The following is a 17,287-nucleotide window of genomic DNA, read 5'->3' as shown; positions in this document are numbered from 1 at the left end:
GGGGCTATCAGAACGGTTGAGTGAAAGGAGGGAAAAGTGAGGAGTCAGGAGTGAGAAGTCAGGAGTGGTGGTGCGCCGCGACAAATGATGGGCGGCGCGATTTTTATACGATATATGAGTCAGTTGGCAGGAAATACGTTTTATCGGCGAAGAAAATAGACGATAGATGGGAGAGGGATAGGGACGAAAGTCTTGAGGGCCTGGGTGGTCAGGCCCTTTGGGCCGAACCCATCAGTGATCCCTCACCCCGGTGGGGAGCTCCCTTCAGAGAAGGGAGCCTCGTCTTGAGTCAACTTCACGTTATTTGGGTAGAGTCGTCAGGAACCCATCTGCGGCTTTGCCGCTATTCGCCTCAATCTCGGTCTCGATCTCGATCTCATCTCACGGAGGTTAGCTGGTGGGAGCGCCGCAGGCTGGACCTCAAATCTCAACTCTCAAATCTGCTTTTCCCCCATTGATAATGATAATCTTATCGTGGCAAATGATAATGAGAAGTGATAAAATAAACAGGAAAATAAGAATGAGAATTGAGGACGTTATATGGAGAAACAGACTTATAAATGGAACATCAAAGCACCGCACAGTGAAAAGAGAGAGGTACCGGGATTTTTTTCGTCTTTTTCCATTCCTGTGGGACTGGCCCGGATTCTTCTTCGCCGGGGTATTGACAGCGAGGAAAAGCTTTCCCATTTTCTTTACGATGACCTGTCCAACCTCTCAGATCCATTTCTCATGAAGGGTATGACCGAAGCGGTGGACCGGATTTCAAGAGCCCTGGATGGGGGAGAGAAAATCGTCATATATGGGGACTACGATGTGGATGGTATCACGTCCACCTCTATCATGGTACGGGGGCTCAAAGGGCTCAATGGAAATGTGGGTTACTACATTCCCCAGCGGGAAACCGAGGGGTATGGCCTTAACGGTGCAGCCCTTTCGAAACTGGCAGGGGAGGGATACAGCCTTCTCATCACCGTGGACTGCGGCATCAGTTCGGCAGATCTCATTGCCAAAGCGCCGGAGGGGCTCGATATCATTGTGACAGACCACCATACGCCGCCGGAAGTTCTTCCCCGGTGCGTGTCGGTGATCAATCCCCACCAGAAGGACTGCCCCTATCCTTACAAGGAACTAGCGGGATGCGGGGTGGCGTACTCCCTGTGCCGGGCCCTGTACATGAAACGGGAAGGCCATGATTATGACGGCACCGTGGAGCTGGCAGCTTTGGGTACGATTGCGGATGTGGTGTCCCTGACAGGAGAAAACCGGATTATCGTGAAGGAAGGGATGAAGCGGTTCATCCACACCCCCATCAAGGGACTGGCGGCGCTCCTCAAAGCGTCCGGCATTGTCCATGAAGATACGAAGGAAATCAAAAGGGCAGACCAGGTTTCCTTTGGCCTGGCGCCAAGGCTCAATGCGGCGGGACGCATTGCCCAGGCCAGTGAAGGGGTGAAGCTCATGACCACGGACTCCATGGAAGAGGCGGAGTCCCTGGCCCGGAAGCTCTGCGAAACCAATGTGGCCCGGCAGACCATTGAACGGGATATTTTCGACCAGGCTAAGGAGCGGATTGCTGAGCTCCATATGGACAGGGACATGGCTTTCGTGGTGGATGGGAAGGACTGGCATCCCGGAGTCATCGGTATCGTGGCGTCGAGGATTCTGGAAATCTACCATCGCCCGGTGTTTGTCATTACCATTCGGAATGGGGTAGGGAAGGGATCCTGCCGCAGCATTCCGGCTTTCAATATTTACGAAGCCCTGTCAAAGCAGTCGGACCTGCTCCTCCAGTTTGGCGGCCATAAGATGGCGGCAGGATTCTCCATTGCACCGGAAAATATTCCTGAATTCCGGAGGCGCATGAATGACTATGCCCGGTCTGTACTGACCGAAGAGGACTGCCTGCCTGTGCTGGATGTGGAGGAAAGCCTGCCTCTGGACGATATTACGTTGGATTTCATCCATTCCCTGGATCTTCTGGAACCCTGCGGCTGTGATAATCCAAAGCCCCTTTTTTCTACGTCCGGTGCTTTCGTGGAAACCACCCGGCACATGGGGGCCGATGGCCGCCATTTCAAATGCCAGCTCTCCGGGAAATCGGGACTGGTGGATGCCATATTCTGGGGATGCGGGGAAAACAGCCCCTGCCAGGCCGGTGACGTGGTGGATCTGGTCTTTGAACCGGAAGTGCACGAGTGGTACGGTGAGCACGTACAGCTCATCGGCAAAGACCTTCGCCAGGAGAAAACGGAAATCCTGGACCGGGATTATCTGGTCAGCGTGTACCGGTCCCTTACGGGGGTGCTCAAGGATATGGCGAAGCCGGTGAAGGAAGTCCATTACCAGCTGGAAAAGAATGGCCAATTCGAGCCGGTGAAGCTGGGCATGGCGCTGGCGGTATTTGAGGAGCTGGAAATCCTGTCCCGGTTCAGCCGGAATGGGGAAGATTTTTACCAGCGGCGGATTGTGAGAAAGAAGCTGGATCTCCTGTCTTCTTCCGTATATAGAAAACATATGTGTCAGTGAGGTGAAAGGTATGAGTGATATGGATAAGACAGAAAACAAGGACCTTAAGGAAACTCCGGAAAAGGAAACGGCTGTCGTTCCTAAGACCACCAATCTGGCCGGCGTATTCAATAAAAACCTGAATGAAGAGACCATTCATACCGATGCTTCCGCATCGACGTTGGCAGAATTCCTGATCCACCAGGAAGAATATGTAAAAAAGCAGAAGGAAAAGACCGACTGGGCCGGTGAGAAAGAAGAGGAATACAAGAAGCTCATCGACAAGATCAAGACCTATATCAAAGATGAGAAAAGCCTGGATGCCATCCGGGAAGCCTATGAACTGGCGGATAAGGCCCATGCTGCCCAGGTCCGGGCTACAGGGGAACCCTATATCATCCATCCCCTGGCAGTGGCTTACATCCTGGCGGAACTGGAAATGGACCCCCAGGGCATTATTGCCGCCCTTCTTCACGATGTGGTGGAGGATACGGAATATACCCTGGACGATATTAAAATGATGTTCGGCGATGAAGTGGCCTTCCTGGTGGATGGGGTGACAAAGCTCTCCCAGTTCCATTACAAAGATAAGGAAGACCAGCAGCTGGAAAACTTCCGGAAAATGTTCCTTGCCATGGCCAAGGATATCCGGGTGGTGGTCATCAAGCTGGCGGACCGTCTCCACAACATGCGTACCCTCGGCGTATTCCGGCGGGAGAAGCAGCAGCGCATTGCGAAGGAAACCATTGAAATCTATGCGCCCCTGGCCCATCGCCTCGGTATTTACAACATCAAGTGGGAATTGGAAGATCTCTGTTTCCACTATCTCCATCCCGATGAATACTACGACCTGGTCCGCCAGATGAAGCAGAAGCGGAAGGCCCGGGAGGAAATCGTCAATGATACCATGCGGGTGCTCCATGACCACATCGAGGAGGCCGGCATTAAAGCCACCATCACCGGCAGGCCGAAGCATTTCTACAGTATCTATAAGAAAATGAAACGGGACAACAAGGATCTGTCCCAGATTTACGATCTCTACGCGGTGCGGGTCATTGTGGATACCATTCCCCAGTGCTACGCGGTATTGGGGATTGCCCATTCCCTGTGGAAACCGCTTCCGAACCGGTTCAAAGATTACATAGCCGTACCGAAGCCCAATATGTACCAGTCCCTTCATACCACGGTCATTGGCACGAAGGGGCAGCCGGTAGAAATCCAGATCCGTACCTGGGAAATGCACCATATTTCTGAATACGGCGTCGCTGCCCACTGGCGTTACAAGGAAGGAAAACAGGCGGGTTCCAAGGACTTCGATGCAAAAATCAGCTGGCTCCGGCGGATTCTGGAATGGCAGGATACGTCAAATCCCAAGGAATTCATGAATGCCCTGAAGCTCGATGTGTTCTCAGACGAAGTCTTCGTCTTCACGCCGAAGGGGGACGTCATCAACCTTCCAAAGGGATCCATTCCCATTGATTTTGCTTACCGTATCCATACGGAAGTGGGGAACCGCTGCGTAGGGGCAAAAGTAAATAATAAAATCGTGCCCCTGGATACGAAGCTGAAAAACGGGGATATCGTTTCCATTATCACTTCGAAAACCGGCAAACCCAGCTACGACTGGATCAACATGGTCGGCGCCGCCGACAGCAAGGCGAAAATCAGGAGCTGGTTCAAGAAGGAAAACCGCAGTGAAAATATCGAACGGGGCCAGCAGGCCCTGCAGGCGGAAGCAGACCGGCTGGGTTATGAGTGGAAGAAACTCATTGCCAAAGATCGGCTGGCGGTTGTGGCAAAGTCCTTCAACAATATGACCGACGAAGATATGCTGGCATCCATCGGATTTGGCGGTATTGCCGTGAAGAGCGTCATGCTGAAGCTCACGGAACTGTACAAACGGGAACAGAATGCCCAGAAATCCATGCCCCAGAAAACAGCGAAGGCCCTGGAAAACCTGAAAATGCGGAATGTGAAATCCCATTCCCAGAGCGGCATCCTCGTGAAGGGGGAAGAAGGGCTGGTGGTGCATCTGTCCAAGTGCTGCAACCCTGTCCCGGGCGACGATATCGTGGGATTTGTCACAAGGGGCCGGGGGGTCTCCGTGCACCGGGCAGACTGCCCCAATGCCATCAATTTCCCCGACAAGGACCGCATGATTGACGTGTCCTGGGAGGAACAGACAAACAGCATGTTTCTGGTGACCATCGAAGTCATCAGCTACGACAGGACCGGCCTCATGGCAGATATCCTGGCCGCTTTGACGGAGATGAAGCTCTCCGTGTCCACGGCCAATGTAAAAGTAGAAAACAACGGCATGGCGGTCATGCACCTGGGCATCCAGATCAAGGACCTCCAGCAGTTGGATTATATTATGACAAAGATCCGGCGGATCAAAGGGGTACACTCTGTCCGCCGTATGCATTCCATGCAGGGAGACTGATATGAGAGCAGTTATTCAGCGTTGCAACTGGTGTAAAGTGGATTCAGAGGGGAAGGAGGTTTCTTCCATCGGGAAGGGCCTGTCCGTCCTCCTGGGCGTAAAAAAAGGGGACGATGAAAAGGACGCCGCCTATATAGCGGACAAAATCCTCCATCTCCGTATTTTCGAAGATGAGGCAGGTAAATTGAACCTTTCCGTCCTCGATATTGGCGGGGAAGTGTCCATCGTATCCCAGTTTACTCTCTATGGGGATGCCCGCCATGGCAGGCGCCCCAGTTTCACGGAAGCGGAACTCCCGGATAAGGCAGATGCCCTCTATGAAAAGGTGGTATCCCTGGTCCGGGACGCTGGCGTCAAGGTAGGCACCGGGGCTTTCCGTACCTACATGAAGGTGGCCCTGGAAAATGACGGCCCCGTGACGATCCTCCTGGACAGCGGGAAAGAGTTCTGAGGGATAGCGGCTTCGGCCGGGGGCTGGTGGCTGGCCAGCGTCCAATAGTGCGGAAGGTTTGTAAGGGTTGTGGGTTGGCATCGCTGTGCTTAAGAGGAAGGGAAACATTCTTGCTGGCTTTCGGCCAAGGCTCAAGGAAATATGTATTCGCCTATGGCCTGAGGCGCTGGCGGCAGGCCTGAATCCATCTACCTTCCTTAAGCCCAGGCGGCAGCCTTAGCCCTGCCGTCAGGCAGAGCCCTGTCCGCAGGACATATCCCCGGCCGAAGGCCGCAGCCCGGCGCGAAGCGCCTGCAGCTTTTAGCTCCATTCATCCGTGTGGGTATGCAGCAAATATATAATCAGGTGATTACTATGAAAATTATGTACATGGTCCTCGGACCATTTATGACGAATACCTATATCGTCTATAACGAACAAACCATGGACGGACTGGTGGTGGATCCCTCTTTTTCTCCGGAGCAGTACATCCATGCTATCGAGGAGAAGAAGATCCACCTGAAGTCTATTTTTCTGACCCATGGCCATGTGGACCATATGGCCGGTATGAATGAACTCCGCAAAGCATTTCCGGAGGCGGAAATGTACATGGACAGAAGGGACCGGGAATTTCTCCGGGACCCGGAGAAAAACCTGTCCTACATGTTTCCCCGGCCGGTGCTGGTGGACGATGCGGACCACTGGGTGAAGGATGGCGATACCATTACTACCTGCGGCTTTACATTCCGGGTCATCGACACCGCCGGCCATACACCGGGGGGCATTTCCTTTTATGATGAAAAGGAGGGCCTTGTCTTTACGGGAGATTCCCTGTTCCAGGGATCCATTGGCCGCACGGACTTTCCCGGCGGCAGTCTGAAGGAACTGGTGGGAAATATCAGGAAGAACCTCTTTGCCCTGCCTGATGCTGTGGTGGTCCTTTCGGGCCATGGCAGCCAGACCACCATCGGGGAAGAAAAACGGAGCAACCCGTTCCTGAATGGAGGGGCCTTATGAAATGGGGCGTTGAATTCTGGATGCGGGTGGCCATTGCCGTTGGCTTTGTGCTCCTTGTCATCCTGGTACCGTCGGTGCTGTTTCCTTTTATCGTATCCCTGGTAATCGCCACCCTCCTGAATCCGGTGGCCCACAGGGTTTATGCACTGGCACAGAAATGGAAGATACCCCATTTCCCCTATGATTTTGCCATTCTTATTTCCTTTGCCATTTTCATAGCGGTCATTTACTTCATTGCGGTTCACATTTTCGTGCCATTCATTAATGAATTCCAGCAATTCGTCAAAAGTGTGCCGGGCATGCTGGCCGCGGTGCAGCAGGCCATTCCCCAGCTGGAGGAGCAGTACCATCTGAGCCTCATGCCGCCGGAAGCCAAGTCACTCCTGGCGAAGATTCTCCAGGACATCGGTGAGTATACCCTGAAAATAGCACAGTTCAGCCTGTCTGCCATTTTCTCCTTCGCCTCCACCGTGGTGCAGCTCATTGTGGTACCTTTCATCACGTTCTACATGATGAAAAGGGGCGGCTACTTCGTGAATGCCTTCATCCACCTTTTCCCGGACCGCTATCACCATCATCTGGAAGGATTGTTCAAGGAAATCCATTTCGTCCTGAATGCATACATCCGTGGGCAGCTCCTGCTGTCCACCTTGATGGGGACCGTGGTCTTCATCGGTATGGTGGCTCTCCATATACCCTATCCATTGGTCATCGGGCTGCTGGCGGCCATCGTGGAGACCATTCCCCTCATCGGGCCGATTATCGGAGCCATTCCGCCGGTGCTCCTGGGCCTGCTCCAGGGGACTACGGTCATGTTCCAGGTCATTATTTTCTATATTGTTGTCCAGCAGGTGGATGGCCATTTCGTGATGCCAAAGCTCATGGGCAGCATCATCAATGTCCATCCGGTATCCATCATCGCCGGCGTGCTGCTTGGCGGAAAGCTTTTCGGCGTGGTGGGGACCATCATCGCAGTGCCCCTGGTGGCGGTGCTGCAGATTGTTCTGAAGCACATGTGGTTTTACGACAGGTATAAGAACGTCAGGTAACGGGAGGTTTTCGAGAAGCATGAAGAAAACAGCAATCATGAATACCCTGAAGAAGAAAATCAGGGAGCATAAGTATAAATTCACAAACCAGCGGCAGATTATCCTGCAGGCCTTCCTGGACAGTCGGGAAAACCACATGAGTGCCGAAGATGTGTATGAAATCGTAAGAGTGGACAATCCGGACATCGGACTGGCCACGGTGTACCGTTCCCTGGAACTGTTTACCCAGCTGGAACTGCTGAAGAAGCTGGACTTTGGTGACGGCAGGAGCCGGTATGAACTGAACGACCGGAATATCAACCATTCCCATCACCATCTTATCTGCCTTGGCTGCGGTAAGGTGACCGAATTTTCCTATGATTTCCTGAACGATATCCGGGACAAAATCAAAAAGGAAAGCGGCTTCGATATTGTGGACTACCAGCTCAAGTTCTACGGCTACTGCAAGGACTGTGCCAAGAAGAATCATGATCTTTGAGTGAATGGAAGGATGCTCCATGCGTATGAATGGGGCTGAAGGTTGTGGGTTGGCATCGCTGCGCTTGACAACCGGGTGGCAGGTGCTTCGCACCGGGGAATAAGGTGCATTTGCCGCCAAAGGCGGCTATTCCACCTTATGCCCCCGCTTCAGTGGGGCGGCAGCCTCACTGAAGCCACCACCCGGTGAACGAGCGCAGCGATGTTCACCCACCACCCTCAGCCCCATTTATACGCATGGGCCAAATAATCACCCGGAGTCCCAACAATTATTTGCCAATGTACCCTGCAAGATGGTACAATTTAGTTTGTTAATGTAACCGAAAAGGAATCAATATTTCTTTTTCCAAAATGATCATTTTTTCAGTTTCCTGCAAGGATAGCAGGGCTGAACCAAAGAGGTGTGGTTAATGCAGGCATTAAAAGGAACCCATGATATTCTGCCTGAAGAAATGTACAAGTGGGATTATATGGAAGGAGTTATCCGTGATGTTTGTGCCCGGTACGGGTATAAAGAAATCAGGACTCCTATTATTGAAGCCACCGAACTGTTCCAGCGGGGCATCGGCGATACCACGGATGTGGTAACGAAGGAAATGTATACATTCACGGACCGCGGCGGCCGTTCGGTCACCCTGCGCCCTGAAAACACGGCATCCGCCGTCCGGGCATACCTGGAACACAAGATGTACGGGGACCAGCAGGTGCACAAGATGTTCTACATCGGGTCCATGTTCCGCTATGATCGTCCCCAGGCAGGGCGGTACAGGGAATTCCACCAGTTCGGCCTGGAAGTGCTCGGCGCTTCTTCTCCACTGGCGGATGCAGAAGTCATTGCCATGGCCTGTGAAATTTTCCACCGCCTGGGTCTGAAGGACCTGGACCTCCACCTGAATTCCATCGGCGATAAGAACTGCCGTCCGGCCTATCGGAAGAAGCTGATCGAATTCTTCGAAGCAAAGAAGGACCAGCTCTGCGATGACTGCAAGGAACGGCTCTATAAGAACCCTCTCCGCATCCTGGACTGCAAGGAAGAGGGATGCAAGCGGGCTTCCGTAGGGGCACCGGAAATTACGGACTACCTCTGCGACGACTGCCGGGCCAAGTTTGATGCGGTAAAAAAATACCTCGATGCCCTCGGCATCAAATATACCGTGGATCCCCGGCTGGTAAGAGGCCTGGATTATTACACCAATACGGCCTTTGAAATCCAGTATCCGCCCCTGGGTGCCCAGAGCGCCGTTTGCGGCGGCGGCCGGTATGACGGACTTGTCGAAGAAATCGGCGGCCCCTCCACACCGGGTATCGGATTTGCCATCGGACTGGAACGGCTGTTGCTGGCACTGGAAATGCAGCATCTCATCCCGGAACCGAAGTCTAAGAAGCATGTATACATCGCAGCCCTTGGGGAAGAAGCAGTGGCTGAAGGCTTCAAAATCCAGGAAGAACTCCGGGGCCTCGGCGTTCTTGCTGACATGGACCTCCAGGGAAGAAGCCTGAAGGGCCAGATGAAACAGTCCGGCAGGATGGGTTCCCAGTTCACCGTAATCATCGGAAGCAATGAACTGGAAAAAGGGGCAGCAGCCGTGAAGAACATGGCTGACAGCTCCCAGAAGGATATTCCCTTCGGTGAAGTGGCTTCTTATATTGCCAAAGAAGAACAGAGCTCCAAATAAGTTGGAGTTATGGTATAATCTGTATTGATTTCAAACCTTTCCGGCCCCTTCCTTTGAAGGGGGAGGGGATGGAAAAGTTTAAATAAATTTTTAAAGAGGTGCTCTCATATGGAAACAATGGCAGGGATGAAACGATCCTGCGGATGCGGTAAAGTAAGCAAAAATGATGTTGGCAAAGAATTGACACTGGCCGGCTGGGTCAATACCCGCCGCGACCACGGCGGCCTGATTTTTATCGACCTCCGCGACAGAAGCGGTATTGTACAGCTCGTCATGAGCCCACAGTACGGGGAAGAAGCCTTCCACAAAGCAGAAGCGGTTCGCAGTGAATACGTGCTGGCAGTAAAGGGCAAAGTCCGTGAAAGAAGCGAAGACACGGTAAACCCGAAGATGAAGACCGGCAAGGTGGAAGTGGTAGTTTCTGAACTCCGCATCCTGAATAAGGCAAAGACCCCGCCATTCTACGTGGAAGATGGCATTGACGTTGATGAAAACGTACGTCTCAAATACCGTTACATCGATCTCCGCCGTCCGGAAATGCAGAACCATCTCATCATGCGCCACAAGATTGTCCATGAAATGAGAACATTCCTGGATGAACATGATTTCCTGGAAATCGAAACCCCTATGCTCACAAAGAGCACACCGGAAGGTGCTCGTGATTACCTGGTACCTAGCCGTGTAAACCCGGGAAAGTTCTATGCACTGCCCCAGTCCCCGCAGCTCTTCAAGCAGCTGCTCATGGTATCGGGCCTGGAACGGTATTTCCAGGTAGCCCGCTGCTTCCGTGATGAAGACCTCCGTGCAGACCGGCAGCCGGAATTTACCCAGCTGGATATGGAACTGTCCTTTGAAGACCAGGACTTCATCCTGGACCTCATGGAACACATGATGCAGCGGGTGTTCAAGAAAGTCCTGAACCGGGACATTGAAATTCCTTTCAAGAGAATCAAATGGGACGACGCCATGAACCTTTACGGTTCCGATAAGCCGGATCTCCGTTTTGATATGCACTTCTACAATATTTCCGACCTTCTCCGGGATACGGGATTCAAGGTATTCCGTTCCGTCCTTGACAACGGCGGCGTAGTTAAAGCCATTAACGTCAAGGGAGATGCCGGTATTCCCCGCCGTGAACTGGATGGCCTCGTAGACTATGTAGGCCATTATGGCGCCAAGGGCCTTGCATGGATCGGCTTCAACGAAGACGGCAGCCTGAAGTGCCAGATCACCAAGTTCCTGGGTGAAGATAAGATTCGGGAAATCGGCAAAGCCTGCGAAGCGGAAAAGGGAGACCTTGTCCTCATCATCGCCGACAAGCCGAAGGTGGTTGCCCAGGCCCTGGGCGAACTGCGTCTGGAAATGGGACGCCGCATGAACCTCATCGACCCCAACGAATTCTGCTTCCGCTGGGTCACCGACTTCCCCATGTTCGAATACAGCGAAGAAGAACACCGCTATGTAGCTGAACATCATCCATTCACCGCACCTCGGGATGAAGATGTGCAGTACCTCCTCACCGATCCCTCCAAGGTCTATGCAAAGGCCTATGATATGGTCCTGAACGGCGTGGAAGCCGGCGGCGGTTCCCTCCGTATTTACCAGGAAGACCTGCAGAAGAAGGTCTTCGAAGCCATCGGCATTTCCGATGAAGAAGCACAGCAGAAATTCGGCTTCCTCCTGGATGCCTTCAAGTACGGTGCTCCGCCCCATGCAGGCATTGCCCTGGGCCTGGACCGTCTCGTCATGCTGATGCTCCACCTGGACTCCATCCGTGACGTCATTGCCTTCCCAAAGACCCAGAGCGCCATCGATCCGCTCACCCAGGCACCGTCCACGGTGGCTGACAAGCAGCTGAAAGAACTCCACATCAAAGTGGATATCAAGAAAGAAAAGGACCTCTTCGAAAAGGCCTGAGTTGTAAATTCCTGATTTAACCTGTAACAGACTTGTAAAATTCTTCTGATTTTGCTACACTATCTGTGAAGGAACCCTGCTGTGCACGCCAAGCCTTCTTATTTTGAACCAACACCTTTATAACGGGAGTCCTGAGCTGAATCGATGAGTCAATGCCCCGCAAGGGGACTGACAACAAGCCCTTCACGATGACACCCACCTGCAAATATGCAGACTCAAAATACGGCAATTAACGACATGGTGGGGCTATGAAACCTCAAAGGAGCTGTGATCTCACAGCTCCTTTTTGTATGCGGATGAATTGAAGGTTACTCCATACGGATATATGGGGCTAAGGGTTGTGGGTGAACGGCGCTCCGCTGGTTCACCGGGTTGTGGGCGCTTCGCGCGGGGGCATAAGGTAGTTCGGCCACCTTCGGCGGTTATTCCACCTTATGCCCCCGCTGCGCCAGGGCGTCAGCCCTGGCAGGCAGCTACCACCCGGTCGGGCCAGCGCAGCGACTCCCGACCCACCACCCTTAGCCCCATTCATCCCTATGGGATGACATCCACTCATACCTCCTGTCACATCTTTTCTAGACAAAACGGGCCGGATACTGTATTATTAGAGGGTAATGGAAAAGAGTGATTCTATGGTTTCTAAAGAATTGATTTCTGATTTTCTTGAAAAGAGCCATGTAAATGGCCTTTTTGTGCAGAAGGATGAAAATTTACGGTATATCAGCGGATTCACCGGTTCCGACAGTTATCTCTTTGTGACGAAAGACAGCTTTTATCTTCTCACCGACAGCCGCTATGTGGAGCAGGCAAAGGAAGAAGCCAAAGGGTTTACGGTGGTGGACTACAGAGGCAAGCTGGCCGATACCCTTTCGGATCTCGCCAAAAAGCATGGTGTCACGAAGCTGGGCATTGAGTCCGTTCTTTCTTACCGCATGTACCTTACCTTTGATGAAGCCATGCCGGACGTGGACTTTGAGTTCTGCCCGGTGGACGACCTGCGGCGCATCAAGTCGGAGGAGGAACTGAAGCTTCTGAAAGAGGCCTGCCGGATTTCCGATGAAGGTTTTAAAAATACCATTCCCTACATCAAAGCCGGCGTGACGGAGCGGTACCTGCAGGCGGTGCTGGAATGCGAAATGCTGAAAGCTGGATCCGAAGGAAAATCCTTCGATACCATCGTGGCATCCGGTGAACGGGGCGCCTATCCCCACGGCACGGCCACGGATAAGGTGATCCATGAAGGAGAAATGATTACCTTCGACTTCGGTGCCATTTACAAAGGATACCATTCCGATATTACAAGGACCGTGGCGGTGGGGGACATTTCCGATCGCCAGCGTTTCCTTTACGATAAAGTACTGGGATGCAATGAATATATCGAAAGCATCCTGAAGGCCGGCATGCACGCCAACGAGGCGGATACAGAGGCCCGTAAGTACTTTGCCAGGTTTGACCTGGAAAAGTATTTCACCCATGCCCTGGGCCACAGTGTGGGTCTGGAAATCCACGAGGCCCCGGTACTGGCACAGAGGGATACATCCCTTCTGGAACCGAACATGACAGAGACCGTAGAACCGGGAGTTTACGTCCCCGGAACCGGTGGAGTCCGTATCGAAGATACGGTTGTTATAAAGCAGGATGGCATTTCCATTCTGACTCTATTTCCCAAAAAATTTTTAAGAGTGTAGCAGGAGGAAAATTGAAATGATTTCTAGTAATGATTTACGTCCCGGAATTACCGTCGAACTGGACGGACAGGTTTGGCAGTGTGTGGAATTTCTGCATGTAAAGCCGGGCAAAGGCGCTGCTTTCGTTCGTGCTAAGCTGAAGAACCTGCAGACCGGCTCCGTGGTTGAACGCAAATTCAACGCAGGCATCAAACTGCAGCCCGCAACGGTAGAAAGAAAGCCCATGCAGTACCTCTACGAAGCAGATGGCTCCTACTGCTTCATGGATACCGAAACCTATGAACAGATCATGCTCACCAAGGAACAGCTGGGTGACAAGATCAACTTCCTGAAGGAAGAAATGGAATGCAACGTTATGTTCTTCAACGGCAACATCATCGGCGTCGATATCCCGAACTCCGTAGAACTGAAAGTTGTTGAAACTGAACCTGGCATCCGCGGCGATACAGCTACCGGCGGTTCCAAACCGGCTAAAATGGAAACCGGCTACATCGTACAGGTTCCGCTGTTCATCAATGAAGGCGAAATGCTTCGCATCGATACCCGTACCGGCGCTTACATTGAACGTGTAAAGTGAGTCTGATTCTTTATGGAAACTGCAGCCGTAGAAAATGAACTGGGCCTTGTCCGGGTGAGCGACCGCGTCATTGCCATGACGGCACAGGCGGCGGCCCTCCGGGTGCCCGGTATTGCAGGAATGGGGGAGACCTTTCTCCACAGCCTTTCCTCTGTCCTGACGGACAGGGAACGGGAAGGGGTCCATGTGGGCTTCAAGGACGGAGCCGCTGTCATTGACCTCTATGTCTGTGTCCGCCATGGCGGCCGCATTCCTGCCATTGCCCTGCAGCTCCAGGAAACGGTGAAGGAAGAAATCACGGATTCCCTGGGCATCAGGACGGCAGCGGTGAATGTGAATATTTCCGGAATTATTTTCGAAACCGGAGGAAAATCACAATGAGCCAGGATGAGACAGTGGTCGTAGTTCCGGAGGAGGAAATCTACGACAAAATTGAAAAGGCGGTCCTCGCCATACCGGAGGTGTCCCATTTCACTTCCGAGGGGTTCCAGGACCTTCTCTCCGGCATTGGACAGGCTTTCGGCTACAAGGGGCATAAGGGGCTCCTGCTCCGGCGCAGTAAGGAAGAGGGGATTAAGGTGGATATTTCCCTGGCCCTCCATAAAAACTGCCGGGTCATAGAAACGGCCCGGTACGTGCAGATGGTGGTCCGGAATCTCCTTCTTTCCGTGACTGACGAAAAGGTTTCCGGTATCGATATCACCATTACAGATTTAGTCAATTGAAAGAGGTCATCATGAGCAGGAGAAGTGCAAGAGAATATGCGCTGAAGGTTCTGTATTCCAGGGAACTGAATCCGGAAACAGAAGCCATTGATGGGGAAGGAAAGTCCCTGTCCGAAAAGGACAAGACCTTTGCGGACGCCCTTATCCATGCAGTGACGGAACATAAGGAACCGCTGGATGCGCTGATCCAGGGCCATCTCAAGCACTGGTCCCTGTCCCAGCTGAACGTGGTGGATAAGAATATCCTCCTTCTGGCACTGGCGGAATTCAAATACCTGGGCGATGAGGCATCCCAGCGCAAGGTCATCCTGAATGAAGCCATCGAAATGGCCAAGGTTTACGGCGGGGACTCTTCCTGGCGTTTCATCAATGGCGTCCTGGACGAGGCCATGAAGGGATAACCATGGCAAGATTTCTTGGAATAGATACCAGCTGCTACACCACCAGTGCAGCAGTCTATGACTCTTCCGGAAAGATTCTGGGAGAAGAACGGATCGTACTGTCTGTGAAACAGGGAAGCCGCGGGCTGTCCCAGTCCAATATGGTATTCCAGCATACGAGAAATCTTCCCCGGATCCTGCAGGAATTATCTCCTCTTCTGCAGGACATTGATGGAATCGGAGTATCTTCTTTTCCACGGAGGCGGGCAGATTCGTATATGCCCGCCTTTCTTGTTGGCAAAGGGGCGGCGTATAACCTGTCCTCCGTGCTCCATGTACCGGTCTATGAATTCAGCCACCAGGAAAACCATGCCATGGCAGCCATGGTGAAGGCGCCTTCCCTGTGGGGAAAACCATTCTACATGATTCACATGTCCGGCGGTACCATGGACGTACTTAAGGCTTCCTGGAAGGGGGAGGTCATGGATATTCAGACCCTCATGGATTCGAAGGATATCACCGCCGGCCAGTTCATCGACCGGGTGGGGGTATCCCTGGGCCTTTCCTTCCCCTGCGGCAGGGAACTGGAAAAACTGGCCCTCTCCGGCAGCAGTACTTACCATATTCCCCGGTCCTCCGTGAAAGGGGCCTTCAGCTTCTCCGGGCCTGAGACAAAAGTGGAGCGGGATATCCAAACCGGGAAATACAGAAAAGAAGACATAGCAGAAGGGGTCCTCGAACATATCGGGAAAGCCCTGGATAAGGAACTCCGCACCATCCCCTTCGAAGAAGGCATGCCCTTCATCGCAGTGGGCGGGGTCCTGGCTAACCGATACCTCCGGAAGAGATTGGATGAAATTCTTCGCTCCCTCCATCTGGAGCCTTTCTTTGCATCGCCGGAAGTGAGCAGTGATAATGCTACAGGCAATGCTTTCGGAGCGTATATGAGGCATGAAGGTAGTCGGTAAGCAGTTTGCCCAAGCCTGTGGAAGGTTCGTAAGGGTTGTGGGTCGGGCGGCGCTGCGCTGGCCCGACCGGTGCGCAGCGAACTGCTTTCGCAGGGAGCCTTTAGGCGACCGAGAACGCAGTGAGTCGCTTTCCCCTGGGGTGGCAGGTTGACGTCGCTGCGCTCGTCAACCGGGTTGGGCCGCTGCGCTTAAGAGGAAGGGGAAACCTTAGTAACGCCGCCTGCGGCAGCTTATTAAAGGGTAGCGGTGAAGCCGCTAATGCACCTTATGCCCCCGGTGCGAAGCACCCACAACCCGGTGGACGAGCGAAGCGCAGTTCACCCACCACCCTTAGCCCCATATCAATGTTTGGGCAAATGTTAACTTATTCTAAAGGAGATAGAATCCCATGATTCGGGAAATGCTGAAGGAAAAACAGGAAATCATCAATCGCCGGCTGGGGGAACTGCTGGTGCCGGACAGGAAGGAGCATAAGACCCTTTACGATGCCATGAACTACAGCCTCCTGGCAGGAGGGAAGCGGATCCGCCCCTTCCTTCTCCTCGCGGTGCTGGAGGTCCTGGGGAAGGACAGCGCTCCCTATGTGGACGCTGCCTGCGCCCTGGAGTGCATCCATACCTATTCCCTCATCCACGATGACCTGCCGGCCATGGATAACGATGATTACCGCCGGGGCCGGCTGACGAACCATAAGGTCTTCGGCGCCGGCATGGCCACCCAGGCGGGGGATGGCCTTTTGACCTTCGCTTTCCAGCTCCTGGCGGAAGATTCCCATATCCCTCCGGCAATCAGGGCGAAGCTCATTTCCATTGCCGCCAGGGCCGCCGGCCCCGCGGGCATGGTGGGAGGCCAGGCCCACGATATGGAGTCGGAAAACCGGGACCTTTCCCTGGAGGAGCTGAAAATCCTGGACGCTTCCAAAACCGGCTGCCTCCTTAAGGCGCCCGTAGAAATGGCGGCGGTCCTGGCAGGGGCCGGTGAGGAAGACAGGAAAGCTCTTTCCGACTTTGCTTCCCACCTGGGACTCCTTTTCCAGATCACCGACGATCTCTTAGACGAAAAGGGAAACCTGGAAGAAATGGGGAAAATGCCTGGGCAGGACGAAAAAGACCATAAATCCACCTTCGTCACCATCCTGGGTGTCGATAAAGCCCAGCATTATGCGGAAGAAGAAGCAGGTAAGGCAAAAGAAGTACTGCACCACCTCTCCCGTCCTGCGGATGTGCTCTGTGAACTGGTGGATTTGATGGTGAACAGGAAAAAGTAAAAGGTGACTCAAGGGTAATGCCTCCATCCAGAGGAGGAAGGTGGCTAAGGTGACTAAAGTGGCGGAGGGGAAGGTGCGGCGCATCAAATTTAGAAAGCGCCGAGAATTTTATATATTGCGGCTTCGCCGCTGCATATAATACTTGTGCCGCTAAATGAATGGAAG

15 protein-coding genes and 1 other RNA gene are annotated in these 17,287 nt (G+C 53.1%); all 16 read left to right on the top strand.

Annotation, left to right across the window (positions count from 1 at the left end):
- Positions 1 to 540 precede the first annotated feature (540 nt).
- Positions 541 to 2,529, top strand: coding sequence for a single-stranded-DNA-specific exonuclease RecJ (gene recJ / locus ACFWUL_RS06105; protein WP_416176715.1), 1,989 nt, complete (start codon positions 541 to 543; stop codon positions 2,527 to 2,529).
- 10 nt (positions 2,530 to 2,539) lie between these two features.
- Positions 2,540 to 4,951, top strand: coding sequence for a RelA/SpoT family protein (locus tag ACFWUL_RS06100; protein WP_374042434.1), 2,412 nt, complete (start codon positions 2,540 to 2,542; stop codon positions 4,949 to 4,951).
- Position 4,952: 1 nt separating this feature from the next.
- Complete coding sequence (gene dtd, locus ACFWUL_RS06095) at positions 4,953 to 5,402, top strand: D-aminoacyl-tRNA deacylase (protein WP_297022551.1); 450 nt, start codon at positions 4,953 to 4,955, stop codon at positions 5,400 to 5,402.
- 354 nt (positions 5,403 to 5,756) lie between these two features.
- Positions 5,757 to 6,398 carry an MBL fold metallo-hydrolase gene (locus ACFWUL_RS06090; RefSeq protein WP_416176714.1) on the top strand — a complete coding sequence of 214 codons (642 nt, stop codon included), beginning with the start codon at positions 5,757 to 5,759 and terminating at the stop codon, positions 6,396 to 6,398.
- On the top strand, positions 6,395 to 7,447 hold the full coding sequence (locus tag ACFWUL_RS06085; protein ID WP_416176713.1) for an AI-2E family transporter: 1,053 nt from the start codon (positions 6,395 to 6,397) through the stop codon (positions 7,445 to 7,447). The genes ACFWUL_RS06090 and ACFWUL_RS06085 overlap by 4 nt, the downstream gene beginning before the upstream one ends.
- A gap of 37 nt (positions 7,448 to 7,484) precedes the next feature.
- Positions 7,485 to 7,925, top strand: coding sequence for a Fur family transcriptional regulator (locus tag ACFWUL_RS06080; RefSeq protein WP_297022592.1), 441 nt, complete (start codon positions 7,485 to 7,487; stop codon positions 7,923 to 7,925).
- Positions 7,926 to 8,334: 409 nt separating this feature from the next.
- Positions 8,335 to 9,600 (top strand): histidine--tRNA ligase, encoded by a 1,266-nt coding sequence (gene hisS, locus ACFWUL_RS06075; protein WP_297022560.1) that lies wholly within the window; start codon positions 8,335 to 8,337, stop codon positions 9,598 to 9,600.
- Positions 9,601 to 9,708: 108 nt separating this feature from the next.
- Positions 9,709 to 11,517: an aspartate--tRNA ligase gene (aspS, locus tag ACFWUL_RS06070; protein WP_416176712.1), complete on the top strand. Its 1,809-nt coding sequence runs from the start codon at positions 9,709 to 9,711 to the stop codon at positions 11,515 to 11,517.
- Positions 11,518 to 11,587: 70 nt separating this feature from the next.
- Positions 11,588 to 11,768, top strand: a non-coding RNA gene (ssrS, locus tag ACFWUL_RS06065) — 6S RNA.
- Positions 11,769 to 12,149: 381 nt separating this feature from the next.
- The gene (locus ACFWUL_RS06060) at positions 12,150 to 13,205 is read left to right on the top strand and encodes a M24 family metallopeptidase (protein ID WP_416176711.1); all 1,056 of its coding nucleotides are present in this window, start codon (positions 12,150 to 12,152) and stop codon (positions 13,203 to 13,205) included.
- A gap of 16 nt (positions 13,206 to 13,221) precedes the next feature.
- Positions 13,222 to 13,782: an elongation factor P gene (gene efp, locus ACFWUL_RS06055; RefSeq protein WP_296096511.1), complete on the top strand. Its 561-nt coding sequence runs from the start codon at positions 13,222 to 13,224 to the stop codon at positions 13,780 to 13,782.
- A 12-nt stretch (positions 13,783 to 13,794) separates the two neighbouring features.
- A complete protein-coding gene (locus tag ACFWUL_RS06050) occupies positions 13,795 to 14,163 on the top strand; it encodes an Asp23/Gls24 family envelope stress response protein (RefSeq protein WP_416176710.1) in 369 nt (122 codons plus the stop codon).
- Positions 14,160 to 14,507 (top strand): hypothetical protein, encoded by a 348-nt coding sequence (locus tag ACFWUL_RS06045; RefSeq protein ID WP_297022569.1) that lies wholly within the window; start codon positions 14,160 to 14,162, stop codon positions 14,505 to 14,507. The genes ACFWUL_RS06050 and ACFWUL_RS06045 overlap by 4 nt, the downstream gene beginning before the upstream one ends.
- Before the next feature lie 11 nt (positions 14,508 to 14,518).
- Entirely contained in the window at positions 14,519 to 14,908 is a 390-nt protein-coding gene (gene nusB, locus ACFWUL_RS06040; protein WP_297022571.1) for a transcription antitermination factor NusB, read from the top strand.
- A 2-nt stretch (positions 14,909 to 14,910) separates the two neighbouring features.
- Complete coding sequence (locus ACFWUL_RS06035; RefSeq protein ID WP_416176709.1) at positions 14,911 to 15,855, top strand: glycoprotease; 945 nt, start codon at positions 14,911 to 14,913, stop codon at positions 15,853 to 15,855.
- A 388-nt stretch (positions 15,856 to 16,243) separates the two neighbouring features.
- Positions 16,244 to 17,122: a polyprenyl synthetase family protein gene (locus ACFWUL_RS06030; protein WP_297022576.1), complete on the top strand. Its 879-nt coding sequence runs from the start codon at positions 16,244 to 16,246 to the stop codon at positions 17,120 to 17,122.
- Positions 17,123 to 17,287: the final 165 nt, after the last annotated feature.

The sequence above is a fragment of the Dialister sp. genome (genome assembly GCF_047832375.1).
Taxonomy (GTDB): Bacteria; Bacillota; Negativicutes; order Veillonellales; family Dialisteraceae; genus Dialister.
This window is presented reverse-complemented; position numbering and strand designations above follow the sequence as displayed.

What these genes read in the sequence shown, in the direction of transcription:
- recJ (WP_416176715.1), top strand. Translation starts at nt 541, where the DNA reads ATGGAGAAACAGACTTATAAATGGAACATCAAAGCACCGCACAGTGAA.
- ACFWUL_RS06100 (WP_374042434.1), top strand. Translation starts at nt 2,540, where the DNA reads ATGAGTGATATGGATAAGACAGAAAACAAGGACCTTAAGGAAACTCCG.
- dtd (WP_297022551.1), top strand. Translation starts at nt 4,953, where the DNA reads ATGAGAGCAGTTATTCAGCGTTGCAACTGGTGTAAAGTGGATTCAGAG.
- ACFWUL_RS06090 (WP_416176714.1), top strand. Translation starts at nt 5,757, where the DNA reads ATGAAAATTATGTACATGGTCCTCGGACCATTTATGACGAATACCTAT.
- ACFWUL_RS06085 (WP_416176713.1), top strand. Translation starts at nt 6,395, where the DNA reads ATGAAATGGGGCGTTGAATTCTGGATGCGGGTGGCCATTGCCGTTGGC.
- ACFWUL_RS06080 (WP_297022592.1), top strand. Translation starts at nt 7,485, where the DNA reads ATGAATACCCTGAAGAAGAAAATCAGGGAGCATAAGTATAAATTCACA.
- hisS (WP_297022560.1), top strand. Translation starts at nt 8,335, where the DNA reads ATGCAGGCATTAAAAGGAACCCATGATATTCTGCCTGAAGAAATGTAC.
- aspS (WP_416176712.1), top strand. Translation starts at nt 9,709, where the DNA reads ATGGAAACAATGGCAGGGATGAAACGATCCTGCGGATGCGGTAAAGTA.
- ACFWUL_RS06060 (WP_416176711.1), top strand. Translation starts at nt 12,150, where the DNA reads ATGGTTTCTAAAGAATTGATTTCTGATTTTCTTGAAAAGAGCCATGTA.
- efp (WP_296096511.1), top strand. Translation starts at nt 13,222, where the DNA reads ATGATTTCTAGTAATGATTTACGTCCCGGAATTACCGTCGAACTGGAC.
- ACFWUL_RS06050 (WP_416176710.1), top strand. Translation starts at nt 13,795, where the DNA reads ATGGAAACTGCAGCCGTAGAAAATGAACTGGGCCTTGTCCGGGTGAGC.
- ACFWUL_RS06045 (WP_297022569.1), top strand. Translation starts at nt 14,160, where the DNA reads ATGAGCCAGGATGAGACAGTGGTCGTAGTTCCGGAGGAGGAAATCTAC.
- nusB (WP_297022571.1), top strand. Translation starts at nt 14,519, where the DNA reads ATGAGCAGGAGAAGTGCAAGAGAATATGCGCTGAAGGTTCTGTATTCC.
- ACFWUL_RS06035 (WP_416176709.1), top strand. Translation starts at nt 14,911, where the DNA reads ATGGCAAGATTTCTTGGAATAGATACCAGCTGCTACACCACCAGTGCA.
- ACFWUL_RS06030 (WP_297022576.1), top strand. Translation starts at nt 16,244, where the DNA reads ATGATTCGGGAAATGCTGAAGGAAAAACAGGAAATCATCAATCGCCGG.